Annotated in this window: 19 protein-coding genes; 7 read left to right on the top strand and 12 right to left on the bottom strand. The window is 53.3% G+C overall.

Annotated features, from left to right (window positions below; genetic code table 11):
• Window positions 1-80: 80 nt before the first annotated feature.
• Genes TREAZ_RS17265 through TREAZ_RS03470 form a run of 5 tightly spaced genes read right to left on the bottom strand, consistent with a single transcriptional unit; the run spans window position 81 to window position 4,151 of the window.
• On the bottom strand, window positions 81-1,223 hold the full coding sequence (locus tag TREAZ_RS17265) for a C40 family peptidase (RefSeq protein WP_015710430.1): 1,143 nt from the start codon (window positions 1,221-1,223) through the stop codon (window positions 81-83).
• A gap of 12 nt (window positions 1,224-1,235) precedes the next feature.
• Window positions 1,236-2,024 carry a PHP domain-containing protein gene (locus tag TREAZ_RS03485; protein ID WP_015710429.1) on the bottom strand — a complete coding sequence of 263 codons (789 nt, stop codon included), beginning with the start codon at window positions 2,022-2,024 and terminating at the stop codon, window positions 1,236-1,238.
• Window positions 2,008-2,352: a DRTGG domain-containing protein gene (locus tag TREAZ_RS03480; RefSeq protein ID WP_015710428.1), complete on the bottom strand. Its 345-nt coding sequence runs from the start codon at window positions 2,350-2,352 to the stop codon at window positions 2,008-2,010. Before TREAZ_RS03480 ends, TREAZ_RS03485 begins: the two co-directional genes overlap by 17 nt.
• Entirely contained in the window at window positions 2,349-3,296 is a 948-nt protein-coding gene (locus tag TREAZ_RS03475; protein WP_043923262.1) for a CBS domain-containing protein, read from the bottom strand. The genes TREAZ_RS03480 and TREAZ_RS03475 overlap by 4 nt, the downstream gene beginning before the upstream one ends.
• A gap of 36 nt (window positions 3,297-3,332) precedes the next feature.
• Window positions 3,333-4,151 (bottom strand): Cof-type HAD-IIB family hydrolase, encoded by an 819-nt coding sequence (locus TREAZ_RS03470; protein ID WP_015710426.1) that lies wholly within the window; start codon window positions 4,149-4,151, stop codon window positions 3,333-3,335.
• A 68-nt stretch (window positions 4,152-4,219) separates the two neighbouring features.
• Between TREAZ_RS03470 and TREAZ_RS03465 the strand changes: the two genes are divergently transcribed.
• Together TREAZ_RS03465 and TREAZ_RS03460 are read left to right on the top strand one after the other, a co-directional pair.
• Entirely contained in the window at window positions 4,220-4,984 is a 765-nt protein-coding gene (locus TREAZ_RS03465; protein ID WP_015710425.1) for a ParA family protein, read from the top strand.
• Window positions 4,974-5,849 carry a ParB/RepB/Spo0J family partition protein gene (locus tag TREAZ_RS03460; RefSeq protein ID WP_015710424.1) on the top strand — a complete coding sequence of 292 codons (876 nt, stop codon included), beginning with the start codon at window positions 4,974-4,976 and terminating at the stop codon, window positions 5,847-5,849. The genes TREAZ_RS03465 and TREAZ_RS03460 overlap by 11 nt, the downstream gene beginning before the upstream one ends.
• Before the next feature lie 24 nt (window positions 5,850-5,873).
• On the opposite strand, the gene TREAZ_RS03455 is transcribed toward TREAZ_RS03460, so the two are convergent.
• Window positions 5,874-6,125: a hypothetical protein gene (locus tag TREAZ_RS03455; protein ID WP_015710423.1), complete on the bottom strand. Its 252-nt coding sequence runs from the start codon at window positions 6,123-6,125 to the stop codon at window positions 5,874-5,876.
• A 264-nt stretch (window positions 6,126-6,389) separates the two neighbouring features.
• On the bottom strand, window positions 6,390-6,548 hold the full coding sequence (locus TREAZ_RS17645; protein WP_015710422.1) for a type II toxin-antitoxin system HicA family toxin: 159 nt from the start codon (window positions 6,546-6,548) through the stop codon (window positions 6,390-6,392).
• Window positions 6,549-6,866: 318 nt separating this feature from the next.
• On the opposite strand from TREAZ_RS17645, the gene TREAZ_RS03445 reads away from it, so the two are divergent.
• From TREAZ_RS03445 to TREAZ_RS03425, 5 genes are all read left to right on the top strand, one after another.
• Window positions 6,867-7,919 carry an ABC transporter substrate-binding protein gene (locus TREAZ_RS03445; RefSeq protein ID WP_015710420.1) on the top strand — a complete coding sequence of 351 codons (1,053 nt, stop codon included), beginning with the start codon at window positions 6,867-6,869 and terminating at the stop codon, window positions 7,917-7,919.
• Window positions 7,920-8,022: 103 nt separating this feature from the next.
• Complete coding sequence (locus TREAZ_RS03440) at window positions 8,023-8,859, top strand: ABC transporter permease (protein ID WP_015710419.1); 837 nt, start codon at window positions 8,023-8,025, stop codon at window positions 8,857-8,859.
• 76 nt (window positions 8,860-8,935) lie between these two features.
• Window positions 8,936-9,814 (top strand): ABC transporter ATP-binding protein, encoded by an 879-nt coding sequence (locus TREAZ_RS03435; protein ID WP_015710418.1) that lies wholly within the window; start codon window positions 8,936-8,938, stop codon window positions 9,812-9,814.
• A gap of 11 nt (window positions 9,815-9,825) precedes the next feature.
• On the top strand, window positions 9,826-10,803 hold the full coding sequence (gene cysK / locus TREAZ_RS03430; RefSeq protein WP_015710417.1) for a cysteine synthase A: 978 nt from the start codon (window positions 9,826-9,828) through the stop codon (window positions 10,801-10,803).
• On the top strand, window positions 10,800-11,390 hold the full coding sequence (locus TREAZ_RS03425) for a hypothetical protein (RefSeq protein WP_015710416.1): 591 nt from the start codon (window positions 10,800-10,802) through the stop codon (window positions 11,388-11,390). The genes cysK and TREAZ_RS03425 overlap by 4 nt, the downstream gene beginning before the upstream one ends.
• An 8-nt stretch (window positions 11,391-11,398) precedes the next feature.
• On the opposite strand, the gene TREAZ_RS03420 is transcribed toward TREAZ_RS03425, so the two are convergent.
• From TREAZ_RS03420 to TREAZ_RS03400, 5 genes are read right to left on the bottom strand one after another with little or no spacing between them, the layout of a single operon-like run.
• On the bottom strand, window positions 11,399-12,613 hold the full coding sequence (locus tag TREAZ_RS03420; protein WP_043922793.1) for a trans-sulfuration enzyme family protein: 1,215 nt from the start codon (window positions 12,611-12,613) through the stop codon (window positions 11,399-11,401).
• Window positions 12,614-12,615: 2 nt separating this feature from the next.
• A complete protein-coding gene (epsC, locus tag TREAZ_RS03415) occupies window positions 12,616-13,569 on the bottom strand; it encodes a serine O-acetyltransferase EpsC (protein WP_015710414.1) in 954 nt (317 codons plus the stop codon).
• On the bottom strand, window positions 13,553-14,083 hold the full coding sequence (locus tag TREAZ_RS03410; protein ID WP_043922792.1) for a 4Fe-4S binding protein: 531 nt from the start codon (window positions 14,081-14,083) through the stop codon (window positions 13,553-13,555). The genes epsC and TREAZ_RS03410 overlap by 17 nt, the downstream gene beginning before the upstream one ends.
• A gap of 3 nt (window positions 14,084-14,086) precedes the next feature.
• A complete protein-coding gene (locus TREAZ_RS03405) occupies window positions 14,087-15,562 on the bottom strand; it encodes a cysteine desulfurase (RefSeq protein ID WP_015710411.1) in 1,476 nt (491 codons plus the stop codon).
• A complete protein-coding gene (locus TREAZ_RS03400; protein WP_015710410.1) occupies window positions 15,549-16,490 on the bottom strand; it encodes a family 2A encapsulin nanocompartment shell protein in 942 nt (313 codons plus the stop codon). The genes TREAZ_RS03405 and TREAZ_RS03400 overlap by 14 nt, the downstream gene beginning before the upstream one ends.
• Between the last annotated feature and the right edge of the window lie 43 nt (window positions 16,491-16,533).

The following is a 16,533-nucleotide window of genomic DNA, read 5'->3' as shown; positions in this document are numbered from 1 at the left end:
GTATGAAAAAGCGTATTACCGAAACTCGGTTTTGGCCCTTCATTAATTACAACAACGCATATAAAAAGAAGTTACAACACTTATATGAGAAGCCAAAGATACCGGACCCCTGCCGAAAGCCGCATGTTTGCCGTAACATTAGCCTTCCAGTTCGAGCCCTGGCCTTCTTCGGCGCTAAAGGGCTGCCAGGCAAGCTCCGCAAAGAACGATAATGCCCCGCTTGCTATTCTGATGGGCGGAAGGGCCATGGCAAGCCCAAGCTCTCCGAGCCAGGCAAAGGACTGGTAATAGGTTCTGCCCCCTTCGGTATCCAGTTCAGGCTTTCCAAAGGTAAAGGCAGGGCCTGCAAAAATCTGGAACGTATCGGTCCCCAGGCATATATCCAAAGGGAGATGGAATACACCCAGGCCCCTGTCCCATTGGGGGCGCACTTCCAGGGCTATGCGAAAGGTATCCCACTTGTACCCGATTTTAGCCTGCCCTGCGAGGCCCCTGAAAACCGACGGCGCCCCCTCGATGAAACCGCCGAAAGTCCAGGAAAGGCCGAAGCCGGTAAAAACGCCATGATCCGATGCCCACTTGAGCGGGGGCGAAACAGTCCGGGGCATGCCCCCTTTATCGGCATATCCGCCGCCATCATATACGGCATCAGCCCCATTGCCGCCCCCTGCCATGGGCGCGTCAGGGACTTGCCCCGCGATAAAGGCTGCCTCGGCTTCGGCATCCCAGGGCAAGGCCCTGCCCGCGCCGGTATAGGTCCGGCGCCAGTAGGCTTCGTCCAGAGTCGAATACATCACCCCGGTTCGGGGCCCTTCGGAAGCTGAATGTATGAACCTGCGGCCGCCCGCGTAAATTCCGACATGGGACACTGTTTGTCCGTCAGTTATAAAGAAGACAAGATCCCCCACCCTCAGATCGGCTGTATCGATTTTCTCCGCCCAGGCATAAAGGCTCACGGTGGTCCGGGGCGGCTGGGTATCCAGGGCATCCCGGAAACTCAAGAACACAAGGCCCGAACAATCCACCCCTGCCCGGCTCACCCCTGCATAACGGTAGGGTGTCCCCAGGTATGCTTCGGCAGCCGCAAGCAGCCTGTACCGGGCATTGTAGGCAGCCTCGCCCCTGAGGGTTACGCCCTGTATGGGAACAACAGCAAAAAGATTGCCCCCAAGGAACAGGGCCAAAATCATGGCAGGGAAAAAAAACAGAATCGGCTTTTTCATAACGCTCCTTTTTTAAAATCGCGGCCTTTTCCGCAAGGCTTCCTTCAGGGCCTCCATATCAGCCTCCCCGCTTACCCCATGGGGGGCAAGCTCTTCCATGGCAACATCCAGCTCGAAGGGCCTGCGGCCCACATCTTCCGGGTAGTGGGCGTCGGACGAGGTGGTGAGGGGATAGCCCAAGGTGTTAAGAGGGGAACCTTCGCGCCGCGCGCTCGGGACGGCAGACCCGGGGTTTGGGGGATATACCCGAGGAGGGAGGCGCACACATTCCAGCGCAGCCCAGGGCCCTTTCACCACCACGCCCAGCTGGCTCGCCATGGAAAAGGCCGAACGGTCCACATGGGCCGGGATAACAATGCCCCCGTATTCCGCAACCTTGGTGCCAAGGTACTCAATGGAAAAATCCAAAGCGCTTGGAAGAAAATACTCCACCTCCCCTTCGATGTTGTCCTCTTCGTCAACATAAACCTGATCCCCTGTTTTTTCCGGATCGTTGGGGAAGGGCAGGATGAGGCTATACGCATATTCGCTCCAGGCGAGGCTGGCCTCGAGATTCGTAAAAAGGCAGAGGGCGTGGATTTCTTCCTGGGTGGTAGCCTCCATGCCGAAAAGGGGAAGTATGCCCAGGGGTGGGCAAACCTTGGCGAAGGCAGGGCAGTTGAGGCTCGAATTGTGATCTGTCAGGGCAAGGACTTTTATGCCCCGGGCGGACGCCAGGCACGCCAGATTCCGGGGCGACAGATCCAGGGAACCGCAGGGGGAGAGGCATGAATGGTTATGAAAATCAGCCAGCAGCGCCATGGTTCAGCAGCTTATAGAGCTTCCCGGAAACAGTGTATTGATTCTCTTTTGTCAGTAAAACCGCTATCCCCTCATCCCTGGCGGCCTCGAGCATGTCTTCCGGGAGGGGCCGGTTATTGCACACAATAATGCAGGCAATATCCACCAAAGTAGCCACGGCAACCGTGTTTTTATGAGCCTGTATGGTGACGAGGGCACCGCCGTCCTTGGCATTGGCCATAACATCGGAAAGAAGATCGGAAGTGTAAGCCCCCTCAAGATCGGCGTCCTCGAATTCAGCCTGGACTATTTCTGCCCCAAGGCTGGAAGCAGCTTCCCTGATGGTCATGCCCCGGCATCCTCCTTGGGGGAGTTGATAAAGACCACGGAACGGACAGTCGTGCCCGTGCCCACATTGGACTCGATGAAGAATTCGTCGGACACCCGTTTGGTGTTGGCAAGGCCCATGCCTGCGCCGAAGCCAAGGGAACGTATCCATTCGTTGGCAGTGGACCAGCCTTCCTGCAGCGCAAGGTTGAGGTCGGGAATGCCCGGGCCGATGTCGGCGGCGACTATCACCACTTTATCGGGCTGTATGGAACAGGAAATCGTCCCCCCCAGAGAATGGACAACCTGGTTGATCTCCAGCTCGTAACTTGCGATAGCCACGCGGCGTATGATCTTGGGATCGATGCTGCGGTTTTTAAGGGCTTTTTTGATCTCCGTGGAAGCCCTGCCCGCAAGCTCAAAGTCGAACTTCACCGTGGTGAATTCCATCTCGGAATAATGATCCGGCGCCTTGCCTTCTTTTTGATGCAGCTTTTCGAGCCTCAGCACTTCACGGTTCATTTCGACAAGCAGGGTGTTGATCACATCTTTGGATGTGAGTATTCCTACTAATTCCTTTTTTTTATTGAGCACCGGAAAACGGCCGTAGCGGTATTTGTTAAGATAGGAAATGGCAAAAGAAAGGGGCATGTCGTCCTCGAGGACTATGACATTTTGGGTCATGCGTTCCCCGGCGGCGCATTCAATGCACCCCTGATCCAGGGCCATGATGATATCTTCTATAGAGACAATCCCCAGAAGCTGCCTGTCATCGGTTACCGGGAGGCCGGTGATATAATTTTCGCGCATCAGAGCCTGGACATGGCGCATGGTATCGGTTTTGTTTGCCGTAACCACGGCGGTGGTCATCACGTCTTTTATCTTAAGCTGATAGATGAGTTCCAGCACCACCGACGGCGAATCGACCGTGTTGATGGGGATATCATCGAGAGGCTTTGATTCCATTCCCTGAATAGACTGTGCCAGCGGCGAATCCATGGCCTATCCCTTTCCCAGAATGTACTTGTCGATGATCTCGGCCACGCCGTCATCATCGTTGGAATGATCCGTTACGAGGTCCGCAATATCCTTGATGCGATCATCGCCGTTTGCCATGGCAACGCCCAGGCCGGCCCAGCGCAGCATAGCTTCGTCGTTCATGGAGTCCCCGATGGCCAAAACTTCGTCCGCCCCTATGCCCATGATTTCCGCGACCCGGGCAAGGGCTGTCCCCTTGTTGGTCTCCGGGGGGAGTATCTCAAGGAAATAGGGCTTGCTCGTAAAGAGGGTGATATCCTTCCCGAGATAGGTCCTGAGTATGGATTCCAGGGGGGCGAGGAGCATGGGGTCGCCGGGGATAAGGAGCTTGTAACAGCCCTGCCCTACCATGGCGCGGAAGTTCTCCACTACCACCTGGCGAAGCCCAGTGAGCTTCTGGTCATAGTTTGAATACTCATTCTGCCGGGAGACATACATGATGTCGTCCTCGTAGATCTGCACCGCGAAGCCCTCGGCGGCGGCAAGGTCGCAGGCTGCCAGGGCGATTTCGGGCTCGATCCTGACCTCGTGAATGATATTCCCGGTATGGCTTTCCAGAATGACCGTGCCATTGTTGGCAATCAGGTAGCCGGGGCGCTTGTGCATGCCCAGGAGCCGGGAAAACCGCTCCATGGCAGCCGGTATCCGGCCCGAAGCCAGGACTGCCGTAACGCCTGCAGATTCAGTCCGCTTAATGGCGTTTCTGGTATGGTAGGAAATGGAAAGATCCGACCGAAGGAGAGTATCGTCCAGGTCCAGGGCAAGTAAGCGTATTGTCCTCATACTATAAGAATAACCCCTTGTTTCCCACTATTCAATAGCGATTAAAAATTATATCATACTTTTGAAAAATGGGCAAAATTTTTGTTTTTGTTAACCAAAAAGGGGGGGTCGGCAAGACCACCTCGGCTATAAATATCGGCGCCTATCTTGCCGAAGCCGGCAAAACAGTGCTCCTCGTGGATTTCGACTCCCAGGGCAACCTCTCAAGCGGGGTGGGCATAGTCGAAGCCGATTCCAAACCCGGTGTGTATGAACTCATCTCGGGCCTTGCGGACTTGAACCAGGCTATACGGCAGACATCCACCCCGGGTCTCTCGGTGATTCCCGCCGGGATCGACCTCTCGGGGGCTGCGGTGGAGCTTATCGAACAGGACGAGCGGGACTTCTTCCTCAAAAAAGCCCTGGAACCGGCGAAAAAGCGCTATGACTATATCTTTATCGACTGTCCCCCCAGCCTCGGGGTTCTGACCCTCAACGGAATCTCCGCTGCCGATGCGGCTTTAATCCCCATGCAGTGCGAATATTTCGCCATGGAAGGCCTTTCCCATCTCCTCAAGGCTATCAGGGGGATAAAAAAGAGCACAAACCCCCATCTGGACATAGGGGGCATATTCTTTACCATGTACGATTCCCGTACCCGCCTTGCACAGCAGGTAGTAAAAGAGGTAAGCGCCTACTTCAAGAGCAAAGTGTTCTCTACCATCATCCCCCGCAATGTGCGGCTCTCCGAAGCCCCCTCCCACGGCCTCCCCATATCAAAGTACGATCCCCAATGCCTTGGGGCCAAAGCCTACCAAAGCCTCGCCATGGAGATACTGAACCGTGGCGCCTAAAAACCGGCTCGGCAGGGGCCTGGCTGCCCTTATAGAAAACAGCAAGGAAGACAGTGAAACCCAGGCAAAAAGCCCGGGGACTGAGATCTTCATCCCCCTCGAAAAGCTCAAGGCCAATCCTGACCAGCCCCGCAAAAGCTTCGACGACGGCGAATTGGCCGAACTTGCGGATTCGATAAAAGAGCATGGCATCATCCAGCCCATCATCGTGGAGGAAAGCGGCGACGGGACTTACACCATAGTCGCAGGCGAGCGCCGGAGCAGGGCCGCCAGAATCGCGGGGCTCACGGAAGCGCCGGTCATAATCCGCAAATACTCCGACGAAAAACGCATGGTGGTGGCCCTCATCGAGAATGTGCAGCGGGCCGACCTCAACCCCATCGAGGAAGCCGGCGCCTACAAGCGGCTCATGGAACTCACGGGCCTTTCGCAGGACGAAGTCGCCGGGAGGGTGGGCAAAAACCGCTCCACTGTCGCCAACGCCCTGCGGCTCCTCAAGCTTCCCTACGAGATGCAAGAAAGCCTTCAGGAAGGCGACCTTAGCCCCGGACATGCCCGGGCTCTGCTTTCAGTGAACAGCGCCAAAAAACAGGATCTTCTTTTTAGGGAGATACTGAAAAAAAGCCTTTCCGTGCGCGAAGCCGAGCGCCATGCAGGCATTTTAAACGGCCAGGGCAAAAAGAAGAGTCCCGAAGGGCCGCATCCCAAAGGCCGCGCCCCCGAGCTCGGCGCCATGGAAGAGAAATTCATCGGCCGCCTGGGAACCAAGGTCGCCATTAACGGGGATCTCAAGGCAGGCAAAATCGTGATTGATTATTATTCTATGGAAGATTTAGACAGGCTTTACGAGATACTGGGCGGGTGAGAGGGCGGCAGGCGCCCTTGCCCTCTACCATGCCTTGGGCTTACCGGTGCCTTCCGGCTCGGTAATATTAAAGGTCTCCCCCGAAGGCTCAATAACATAAAAGCCTTTTTTAAGGGCATATTTCTTTTCACTATCATTCATAACGACACCTGCAATGGCCCCAAAATATTTGCGCGTATCATTATGCAAATCCGCATAGGTGCGCAATTTTTCCATGCGCTTAATATGTTCGTCTATATCATCCGTGTTGGGTTTGGCCTTTGTTTCAACAATCATGACACAATCGCCATTTTCCATAAAAACGTCAACTTCGGTGAATATATTGTTTTTATGATCCTGTGCTGGAACCAGATCTCAAATAATTGAAATGTTAAGCGTATACGGGCTTTTGGATGGAGACTCCGTTATAATTTGTATAAACAGGTGCGTAAATCACTACCGGCAATTAAATCTTCCCCATCTTCAGGGTAAAGATGCTGCCGCATGCCCAGGTACTACCTATCCAGCCCTGCCTACGCTATGCCTAGTGCCATTCGCGGATTAAAAGTGGTACTTGATGCCTGCTTGTTTCATAACTGCGTTTACGGTATGGCGGGAAGGTATTTTTCCATCAACTGTGACATGCTTATTGGAAAGGGGGCTATACCAAATATCATGGCCCCCCTTTCCATGCCTCTGGAATGTACAGCCGTTTTCCAATAACTTGGCTCGTACCTTTTTTCATACTCTGCCATTTATGCAGCTACTACGACCCTGTCGGCTTTAAAATGAAGGGGTATGCCTTCATGGGGTTTACCGTTTACTGCAACCCATACCTGGGCTTCATCATTCCAATATAATAATAAGCATATCACAGAGGGACCTATTAGGCAACGTAAAAAGCCGGAGAGCGGTCGGGGTATGTACCCTAGCTACGAAACTCAAAAAAATCGCAAAAATTCGCAAATTTACTTGACAATTCCGATCGATATACTATATTATAAATACTATCTAATTACTAGGAATAAGGAGATTTTTATGCTTAGGAAAATTTGTGTCTCTTTGCTATTGCTGGCTTTGACCCTGCCTATATGGGCCGGGGGAAGCAAGGATGCCGCGCCGGCAGTACAGCCTGAGGTTCAGCCGCAAGCTCAAGCCCAGGGGCCGGTTCTGTCGGGGAAGAAAGTCATCGTCGCCGATGCGAATTCCACCCACCATCTTAACCTGTACGTGGCTTACGAGAAGGGCCTCTTTGCCAAACGGGGGCTTGAGGTGGAGATTCAGCAGACCAGTTCCGGGGTTGCCGCTGTGGTCGGGGGCGAAGCGGACATTGTCTTTAATTGCCCCACCGGGGTCATTACTCCCATTGCAAAGGGGCAGTCCATCATTATCGTCAGCCAGGTAAAGATTCCTTGCACCTCGGTATTGGTGGTGCCGGTGAATTCCCCGATTAAAAATCCGGGGGATCTCAAGAATCTCCAGCTTGCGGGGCTTTCAAATACCTGCTGCGCGGTTATTGCCATCAGGGACACCCTGAAAAGCCAGTACAGCACCGAATTTGAGCTTGTAGCTCTGGCTCCCGGCGCCGCATTGGCCGCCCTTGAAGGGGCCGCGGTGAAAGGCGCCATTCTCGAAGAGCCCTTTGTGGCGGAAGCCCTGCTCCTAAAGGATGCGGCGGGCAATCCCAAGTACAAGACCATCTTTGATGGCCACTCGGACGCCAACGGCGACGGGACCATCGACAAGAACCTTGCCGGCGAAGACCCGCCCTGCCGCACCATCAACGCCAATACAACCTTTATCAAGGACAGGCTCGGGGATGCAAAGGTGTTTATCGAAGCCATTGCGGAAGCTGACCAGATCATCCTGGCTAATCCTGTGGCTTCGGATATTGTGGCTATTGCCCACAAGTATGTGCCCAATGTTTCAGAGCAGGCAATTATCAACAGCAATCCCAAGCTGGGCTTTACCACCCATCTGGACACCCACCATCTTATCGGTTATGCACAGGCTCTGGTGAACCAGGGAACCATTGACACGAACCCCGGCGACAAACTTTTTGCGCCTGAGTTTAAGGGAATTACCTGGTAAAAAAAGAAGGATTTAAAAAACACAGAACCCCCGGGGAAGGTAATTCTTCCTCTGGGGTTCTATTTTTATCGTATTAATCTCTTTGTAGAATAGTGGAACAAAAATGATTAACCAGCAAGTACAATACGAAACCAGGGGTATCCGCCGCGTTCTGTATGAACTCGGAGGCTTTTTTAAAAATTCTCTGGGGAATTTTTTCTCCCTGGAATTTCTCACCGTTCTAATACCATTACTGTTACTGTGGGAATTTTTGCCCCGGTGGGGCATCATACCCAAAAGCCTTATCCCCTCGTTAAGCACGGTGGCTTTAAAGTTTTGGGATATGCTGCTTCACCGGCGCCTGGTGTTCCATGTGCTTTACAGCATGGGCCGCTTCTTTGCGGCTTTTGGCATCGCTGTGGCGCTGGCAGTGCCCATCGGGCTCCTCATGGGGTGGAACCTTAAAATACGCGCCTATGTGCTGCCCCTCTGGCAGCTCCTTTCGCCCATTCCGCCACCGGCCTGGGTGCCTATGACGATCATATTCTTCGGCATAGGATCGAAGATGCACATTTTTTTGATGTTCATCGGAATATTTTACCCGGTACTGTTCAATACCTATCAGGGTATCAAAGACACTGACCCCCGTTATCTTGCAGGGGCGCGTGTATTTGGCGCCAGCGAATTTACCCTACTCCGGAAAGTGTATTTCTGGCACGCCTTCGGTTCCATCATCATGAGTCTTAAAACCGGCATTGCCATGGGGCTCGTGATGCTCCTCATTGGCGAATCCTACGGCGGCCGTATGGGCATTGGCTTCCTTTTGGGCCAGGCCAAGGATTACTTTGTGATCCCCGAGATGATGGTCTGCATGGTTATACTCGGCTGGATTGGCTGGTTCCTCATTGAGATCCTTAAATATGTAGAAATAAAACTCGCCATTTGGAAAGTTGGCCGTTAATGTGCAAAAAATTATTTTTTTGCCTGGGGAATATACGTGAACCCTCATCCGATGAACGCAGTGAGGAGGTTCCCTCATGATCGAGGCAAAAAGCATTACGAAATTCTTTTCCGTAGTAAATGAAAAAGGCCTCGCCGAGGGACTCACTGCGGTATTAAATGTGTCCATTACTATCCCTGACGGGAAAATTGTAACACTGCTGGGGCCGTCGGGCTGCGGAAAATCGACCTTCCTCGAAATACTTGCTGGGCTCCAGGCTCCTACGGATGGGGAAATACGCATCGACGGCAAACGGGTTCTGGAACCCCTGCCTTCTACACGGAAAGAAATGGAGGACTACAAGCGGCGCTACCGTTTTATCTCCCCCCTGGCGAATGGCGTTTTTAGGGACAGGCCCAAGCATGACATTGCCATGATCTTTCAGGATTATGCGATTTTCCCCTGGATGACAGCTGTCGAAAATATCAATTTTGCGCTGAAGCTCCGGGGCATTAAACGGCAGGAACGGAATGAACGGAGCCGGTACTACCTTGGCAAGGTGGGTCTCAGCGGGGTGGAATACAAGTACCCTTCCCAGCTTTCCGGCGGCATGCGGCAGCGGCTTGCCCTGGCAAGGGCGCTCTCGGTAGAACCGAAAATTATCCTTATGGACGAGCCCTTTGCGGCAGTGGATGCCCTGACCCGGGAAAAACTTCAGGATGATCTGCTGCGCCTCTGGGAAGAAACCAAATCGAGCCTTATCATCGTTATGGTAACCCATGATGTTTCCGAGGCGGTGTATCTTTCGGACGAGGTGGTGGTTTTTTCCCCCAGCCCCGGCACTATCCGCAACAGGATCCCTGTGGATATCAAGCGGCCCAGGGCAAGGACAGACCAGGACGTGGTCGAAATTCAGGAACGCATTTTTGCAATGTTCCAATACGATCTTAATCAGGAAAGCGAATATTCAATTTAACGGGGTAATGCATGAGCAGTAATACTGAGGCCGGGCCTTTGGGTCCGACGGATTCGCGGGGAAGGATATACGCCGACATCACCGCTGCCAGAGGGAACACGCCCCTGGTGCGCCTTGCCAAACTGGGCGAGGGCTTAAGCGGAACAGTGCTTGCCAAGGTCGAAGCCTTTAACCCCATGAACAGCGTAAAGTGCCGCATCGGGGCGGCCATGCTGGACGCTGCGGTACGGGACGGGAAACTAAAACCCGGCGGCACGGTCATCGAGCCCACCTCAGGGAACACCGGCATAGGCCTGGCCTTTGCCTGCGCCGCCCGTAATTACAAGCTCATCCTCACCATGCCCGAAACCATGTCGGTGGAGCGGCGAAAACTTGCGGCAATGCTCGGCGCCGATGTGGTGCTCACCTCGGGCAAGGACGGCATGAACGGCGCGGTGAACAAGGCCCGCGAACTGGTTCAGTCCATTCCCAACAGTTTCATGCCCCTGCAATTTGAAAACCCCGCCAACCCCGAGGCTCACCGCAGAACCACTGCAGTCGAAATTTGGGACGACACAGCCGGCGCAGTGGATATCTTTGTCGCCGGCGTTGGCACAGGCGGAACAATTACCGGAGTAGGAGAAGTACTAAAAGAACGGAAGCCGGGTGTGAAAATAGTCGCAGTGGAACCCGACGCGTCGCCGGTGCTTTCGGGCGGCAGGCCCGGCCCCCACCGCATCCAGGGCATAGGCGCAGGGTTCATCCCCAAGGTGCTCAACCGCTCGATCATCGACGAAATAGTCCGGGTAACCAATGAAGACGCCATCAATACCGCGCGCCGTGTTGCCCGTACCGAAGGAATCCTCGTAGGAATATCGGCAGGCGCCGCAGTATGGGCTGCCCTGCAAATCGCGGGGCGGAAAGAAAGCGCCGGCAAGACCATTGTGGTGATCCTCCCCGATTCGGGGGAACGGTATCTTTCAACCCAGCTTTCGGATACAGAAGAATGAGCAGCCCAACACGATCCCTTTTAACACTAATACTGCTGATAGCGCTTCTTGTTTCGGTTACTTTTTGTACCAGCAGGGAAACCCTGGAAGATCCGCCCATTATCACTTCCGCGACCTATCAGCATACCCTGTATAATGGGCAGCCTCAGCCTATTGAAGCCAGGGCGGCAAAAGAAGTACCTCCCTTCGTCATCACCTACTTCAATTCCGAAGCGGATCTGCTGAGTAACACCGGAGGAACCGCCGAAGTTCCCAGCGAAGTAGGCGCGTATTATGTCCGCATCGAACGTCCCGCCGGCAAGGGCTATAAGGCAGGGAAGCCTATCAAGGTTGAGTATTATATCCAGAAAACTTTTGTGCCCATTGAGGCTGAAGCGATACAGGAATTTGATTACGACGGAAATCCCAAAGCAGCAGTTGTGAAATCGTCGGTAACACTGGTCATCACCTATTATGCGGAAACTGCGCCTGAATTAGCGTTGCCCGGGCCTCCGGTTCAACGGGGCCGCTACCGGGCGGCAATTACCTATCCGGGGGATGGCCGCTACATGGGAGCTTCACGGGATATTGAACTGGTTATTAACTGAAACTACGCTTAACTCGCGGTTTTCTTTAATGCCTGTTCTATATCGGCAATTAAATCTTCCCCATCTTCAAGGCCAACGCTAAAACGGAAAAATCCCCCATGAAATTCTTCAGGGTAAAGATACTGCCGTTCGTCCTTCTCGCCTAAAAAAACAATGAGACTTTCATCGTGCCCCAGGGATACTGCGGAAGTGATAACCTTTAATTCGCTTACAAAGCGGTTGTGGGTATCGTGGTCAGCTTTAAGGCCAAAGCTCAAGACTCCGCCAAAACCGGGGGACATCTGGGAAACAGCAATACTGTGCCCCTTATGGCTTTTGAGGCCCGGATAGCTTACAAAACGCACAGACGGGAGGCTTTCGAGATACCCGGCAATGCGCTGGGCATTTTCGTTGTGCTGCCGCATGCGCAGGGGCAGTGTTACTGCGCCCCGCATGATGAGCCACGCGTTAAAGGGGCTAATCACCCCGCCAAGATTCACCTGGGCCTGGCTGCGTATAGGATCGAGGAGTTCCCTTTTCCCGATAATTGCGCCGCCCATGGAATCGCCGTGGCCGTTGATATATTTGGTAAGACTCTCCACCGAGAAGTCCGCTCCTAAATCCAGAGGGCGCTGATTGTAAGGCGAGGCAAAAGTATTGTCCACAGAAAGCAGAGCGCCCCCCGAATGGGTAATCTCAGCGATAGCTTTAATATCCGCTATGGAGATGGTAGGGTTCCCCGGTGTTTCAATATGGACCAGGCGGGTGTTGGGACGCATGGCTTTGCGTACCGCGTCAAGATCGGAAGTATCAACAATAGTGGTTTCAATTTTAAATTTGTTTTTAAAAAGATCGTTGAGGAGCCGGTACACCGCGATGTAGGTGACACTGGAAAACACCACATGATCGCCTGATTGCAGCAGAGAGAAAAAAAGCCCCGACAGGGCCGCAACGCCGCTACCCAGAACCACGCAATCTTCGCCATTGGAGAGGCTTGCAAGTTTTTCCTGGAGGTATTGCTGGTTGCTTCCTCCGTTCCGAGTGTAAAGATTTTGCGCCGCCCCCGAATCATCATCCCCGCCGGCAGAACTCCAGTTTAGATCCGATGGATCGTAAGGAAGGGCATAACTATTCGCCATGGTGATGGGTCGCCTGATTGCTCCGGTCTCTTTATCAATATCGTTGCCTGTATGCACTGCCCTGGTATGAAAACCCAGTTCCCTGCCGAACTTGCGTTTACTCATGGCTATATCACCCAATCCCAGAATTCCGCCTGCTGGAATTCCTGGGGTTCGGAGTAATGCTGTTTATCGGTCTTGAACTGCAATTCGGGGTTTTTAACGCTTACCTTGGTTTTCTCCGGCACAGACTTGGTAACAAAGGCATTGCTGCCGATTACCACGCCCTCGCCGACCACGGTGGCGCCTCCAAGTATGGAAGCCCCCGAGTAAATGGTAACATGATCTTCTATAGTGGGATGACGTTTAACATCCTTTAAAACCTGACCGCCTCTGGTAGAGAGCGCGCCAAGGGTAACGCCCTGGTATATCTTTACAAAATTTCCAATGGTAGTGGTTTCGCCAATTACAATTCCTGTACCATGATCAATAAAAAAATGATGCCCAATGGATGCGCCAGGATGTATGTCGATGCCCGTAACGCTGTGGGCATGCTCGGTCATAATGCGGGGAATCAGGGGGACCCGGAGATCGTAAAGCACATGGGCCAAACGGTTAACGGCAATCGCATAGATCCCCGGATATGAAGAAATAATCTCGTCCCTGCTGAATGCCGCAGGGTCGCCGTCAAAGGCAGCGGTAACATCATCGGCAAGGTAATTGCGTATCTCGGGCAGTTTGGCCAGAAATGCAAAGGTGATTTCTTCTGCTTTGGCATCTATAATCTCGTCGCTCAGTCCCTGGTACTCCTCACTGTGATTGAGCGAACGGGCGATTTGGGGTCTAAGGGTAAAAAAAATATCTTCCAGAAGATCCCCCGCATAATATTCCACCGAACGGGTTGAAATATTTTTCTTGCCGAAGTAACCAGGAAAAATGAGAGCCCGCAGTTTATCAATAGTTTCTATTATAACGCTCCGGTTCAGTTGATCCCCTGTATCAACCTTGATGATTTCCGCATGATCCTCATAACTCTCAAGCAGAAGATTCACCAGCGTCTTTATCTCATGCACCTTTTCCATTTTTTCCCTTCCTTTCAAGCAGAGTCCGCAGATTTCCTGTAGTAAATCCCATGGGACACACGGTACACCATGCGCGGGGCGTAAAAAGAATACCGAAAATAAAGGCTAAGCCGGTGGCAACTTCCATGAATACAAGAATAGTATTGCCAAGCACATAAACACCCTGGGGAGCGGTATAAATGAAAAGGCCTAAAAAAGTTCCCATCATCATTCCCCAGAGTACCCAATGAAAAGCGCGGGAGTTCATAAAGCGCGGCCTTGTGAGCCCGAGAGAAATTTTTTTAGTGAACAACCTGATAAAAGAACCCCGGGGGCAGACTCTGGCGCAATGCATTTTCCCCCGGCCCGAGAGAGCTATGATAATGGGTGTAAACATACAGACAAGGCCGTACAGGCCGAAAGGTTTCCAGATATTGGCAATAGTTATCCACAGTATTGTGATTATCCATGACCAGCCCTGGATGCTTTTGATCCATCGGCTTGTATCAACTTTGGATACTTGAGAAAATTGCACCGCCTATCTCCTGACCAGTTCAAACAGCGCCCTTACCAGTGCGTCAATCTCTTCCGGAGTATTGTAAAACGCCAGGGAAGGCCGCACTGTTCCTTCAAGGCCGAAGCTCCTAAGCACAGGCTGGGCGCAGTGATGGCCCGCACGGACAGCAATGCCCTTGGTGTTAAGGTATTTGCCGACATCTTCCGTTTCGTGCCCGTCAAGGACAAAGGAAAGGACACTTGCCTTATTCAGCGCAGTCCCGACAAGATGCAGCCCCGGCACTTTGGCAAGTTCCGCCATGCCGTACTGCACCAGGGTATGCTCCCAGGCGGCGATGTTTTCCATGCCGATGGCGCTCACATAATCAAGGGCAGCCCCAAGACCTACTGCATCGGCGATATTCCCGGTTCCGGCTTCAAACTTTGCGGGAGGAGGCTGGTAAAGGGTACGCTCAAAAGTAACATCCGCAATCATGTTGCCGCCGCCGTGGTAAGGCCGGGCAGCTTCAAGGACATCGGTTTTTGCGTAGAGCGCGCCGATTCCTGTGGGGCCGAAGATCTTATGGCCCGAAAACACAAAGAGATCCACATCCAGGGCAGAAACATTGACAGGCATATGGGACACCGACTGGGCGCCGTCTATTAAAATCCGCACGCCATGGGCATGGGCGATCTGTATCATTTCCGCTACAGGCGCGACCGTTCCCAATGCGTTGGACACCTGGGTTGCGGACACAAAACGGGTCCTGCTGTTAAAAAGCTTCGTGTACTCTGAAAGAATGATCTGCCCTGTCTTGTCGATGGGAGCCACCCGCAACACCGCGCCTGTTTCCTCGGCAATAAGCTGCCAGGGCACTATATTGGCGTGGTGCTCCAAAAGGGTAAGGATGATCTCGTCCCCGGGCTTTAAGTACTGTTTGACATAAGCCTGGGCCGCAAGATTAATCCCCTCGGTGGTTCCCCGCACAAAGACGATATTGTCCGGTGAAGGGGCGCCGAGGAAACCGGCTGTCTTCTTTCGGGCGTCCTCGTAGGCATCGGTTGACCGGGCAGCCAGCTCATGGGCGCCCCGGTGGACATTGGAATTCTCGTGTTCGTAATAGTGCACAAGCCGGTCTATCACCTGCCGGGGACGCTGGGTGGTGGCTGCGTTGTCAAGCCAGACCAGATCACGGCCGTTTATTTTTTCTGAGAGAATGGGGAAATCGCCGCGTATGGATTCAAGGCTTCTCGATCCGACAGCATAACCATGATGCGCAGCATTGCTGTCAGGAACAGTGTATGCGGAATGCGCAGCGGTCTTATAAGCTTCAGCATCCTTTGTTGACAGCACCGACGGCGAGTAAGAAGGCGCAGCAATACTGCCAGCCCCCGGCACGCTCACCGGTGCGGCAAATTCCGGGAAATAAGCCGAAGCCAGGGCAGCAATCTCGGCAGCAGAGGGAAGCCCCCAGTCCGCAGGGTTTGCATTCCCGGCATAACTGCTAGGTGTAATCATAGTAGTCACCGACTTCCACATCTTCCAATACCGCTAGAGCGTCATCGGCGAGGATTGCGGCGGAGCAGTAAACCGAAAGGAGATAGGAGGCAACGCCTGAATCGTCAATGCCCCTGAACCGGACAGAAAGCCCCCTGGACTGCTCGCCGGGCACATTCGCCTGATACAGGCCGATAACACCCCGCTTGGCTTCTCCGGTGCGAACCAGAAGGATATTGGTTTTGCCGCCTTTCCCTTTTGGGTTTTTAAGGCCGTCCACAAAAAGCTTGTCCGTGGGGATAATGGGGATGCCCCGCCATGCGATGAAAGTCCCGCCGCCGATATTCACCGTTACAGGCGGCACACCCCGGCGTGTGCATTCACGCTCAAAAGCCGCAACAGCCCGGGGGTGGGCGAGGAAGAAGGACGGATCTTTCCACACCTTGGTGATAAGCTCATCAAGATCGTCGGGCATAGGACGCCCTGCCCGGGTTTGAATACGCTGGGAATCAGCAACGTTTTTCAGAAGCCCATAATCATCATTATTGATGATCTGGCTCTCCTGCCTCTCTTTAAGGCTTTCGATGGCCAGAGAGATCTGCTCCTGGGTCTGATCGTAGGGGGCGCTGTACACATCAGCGACCTTGGTATCCACATTGATAATGGTACTGATGGAATTAAGCCGGTACTCCCTGGGCTTGGCCTCGTAATCGATGAAGCCCTGGGGAATATCAACCTTTTTGGGGTCCTGGCTGCACAGGATATCGAGGGGGGTATCCCCTTCCACCACCTTGTTCACCCGGTAAATGCCCGCTTCAAGGCCCTTGAATTCCAATACCCTGGTCAGCCACTTGGGCGTCAGGGCTCCGTACTGGGGCGGCGTCTTGGTAACATTCGCCAGTTGATAAGCCGCGTCCTTTCCCAGCGCATTGATCGTTTTTTCAGCCATAATGATTCTCCATATAATAGCAAATTTTATCTATCAACTTTCA

The organism is Leadbettera azotonutricia ZAS-9 (assembly GCF_000214355.1).
Classification (GTDB): domain Bacteria; phylum Spirochaetota; class Spirochaetia; order Treponematales; family Breznakiellaceae; genus Leadbettera; species Leadbettera azotonutricia.
Note: the sequence above shows the minus strand (reverse complement) of the source record. Positions and strands in the feature narration are given on the sequence as shown.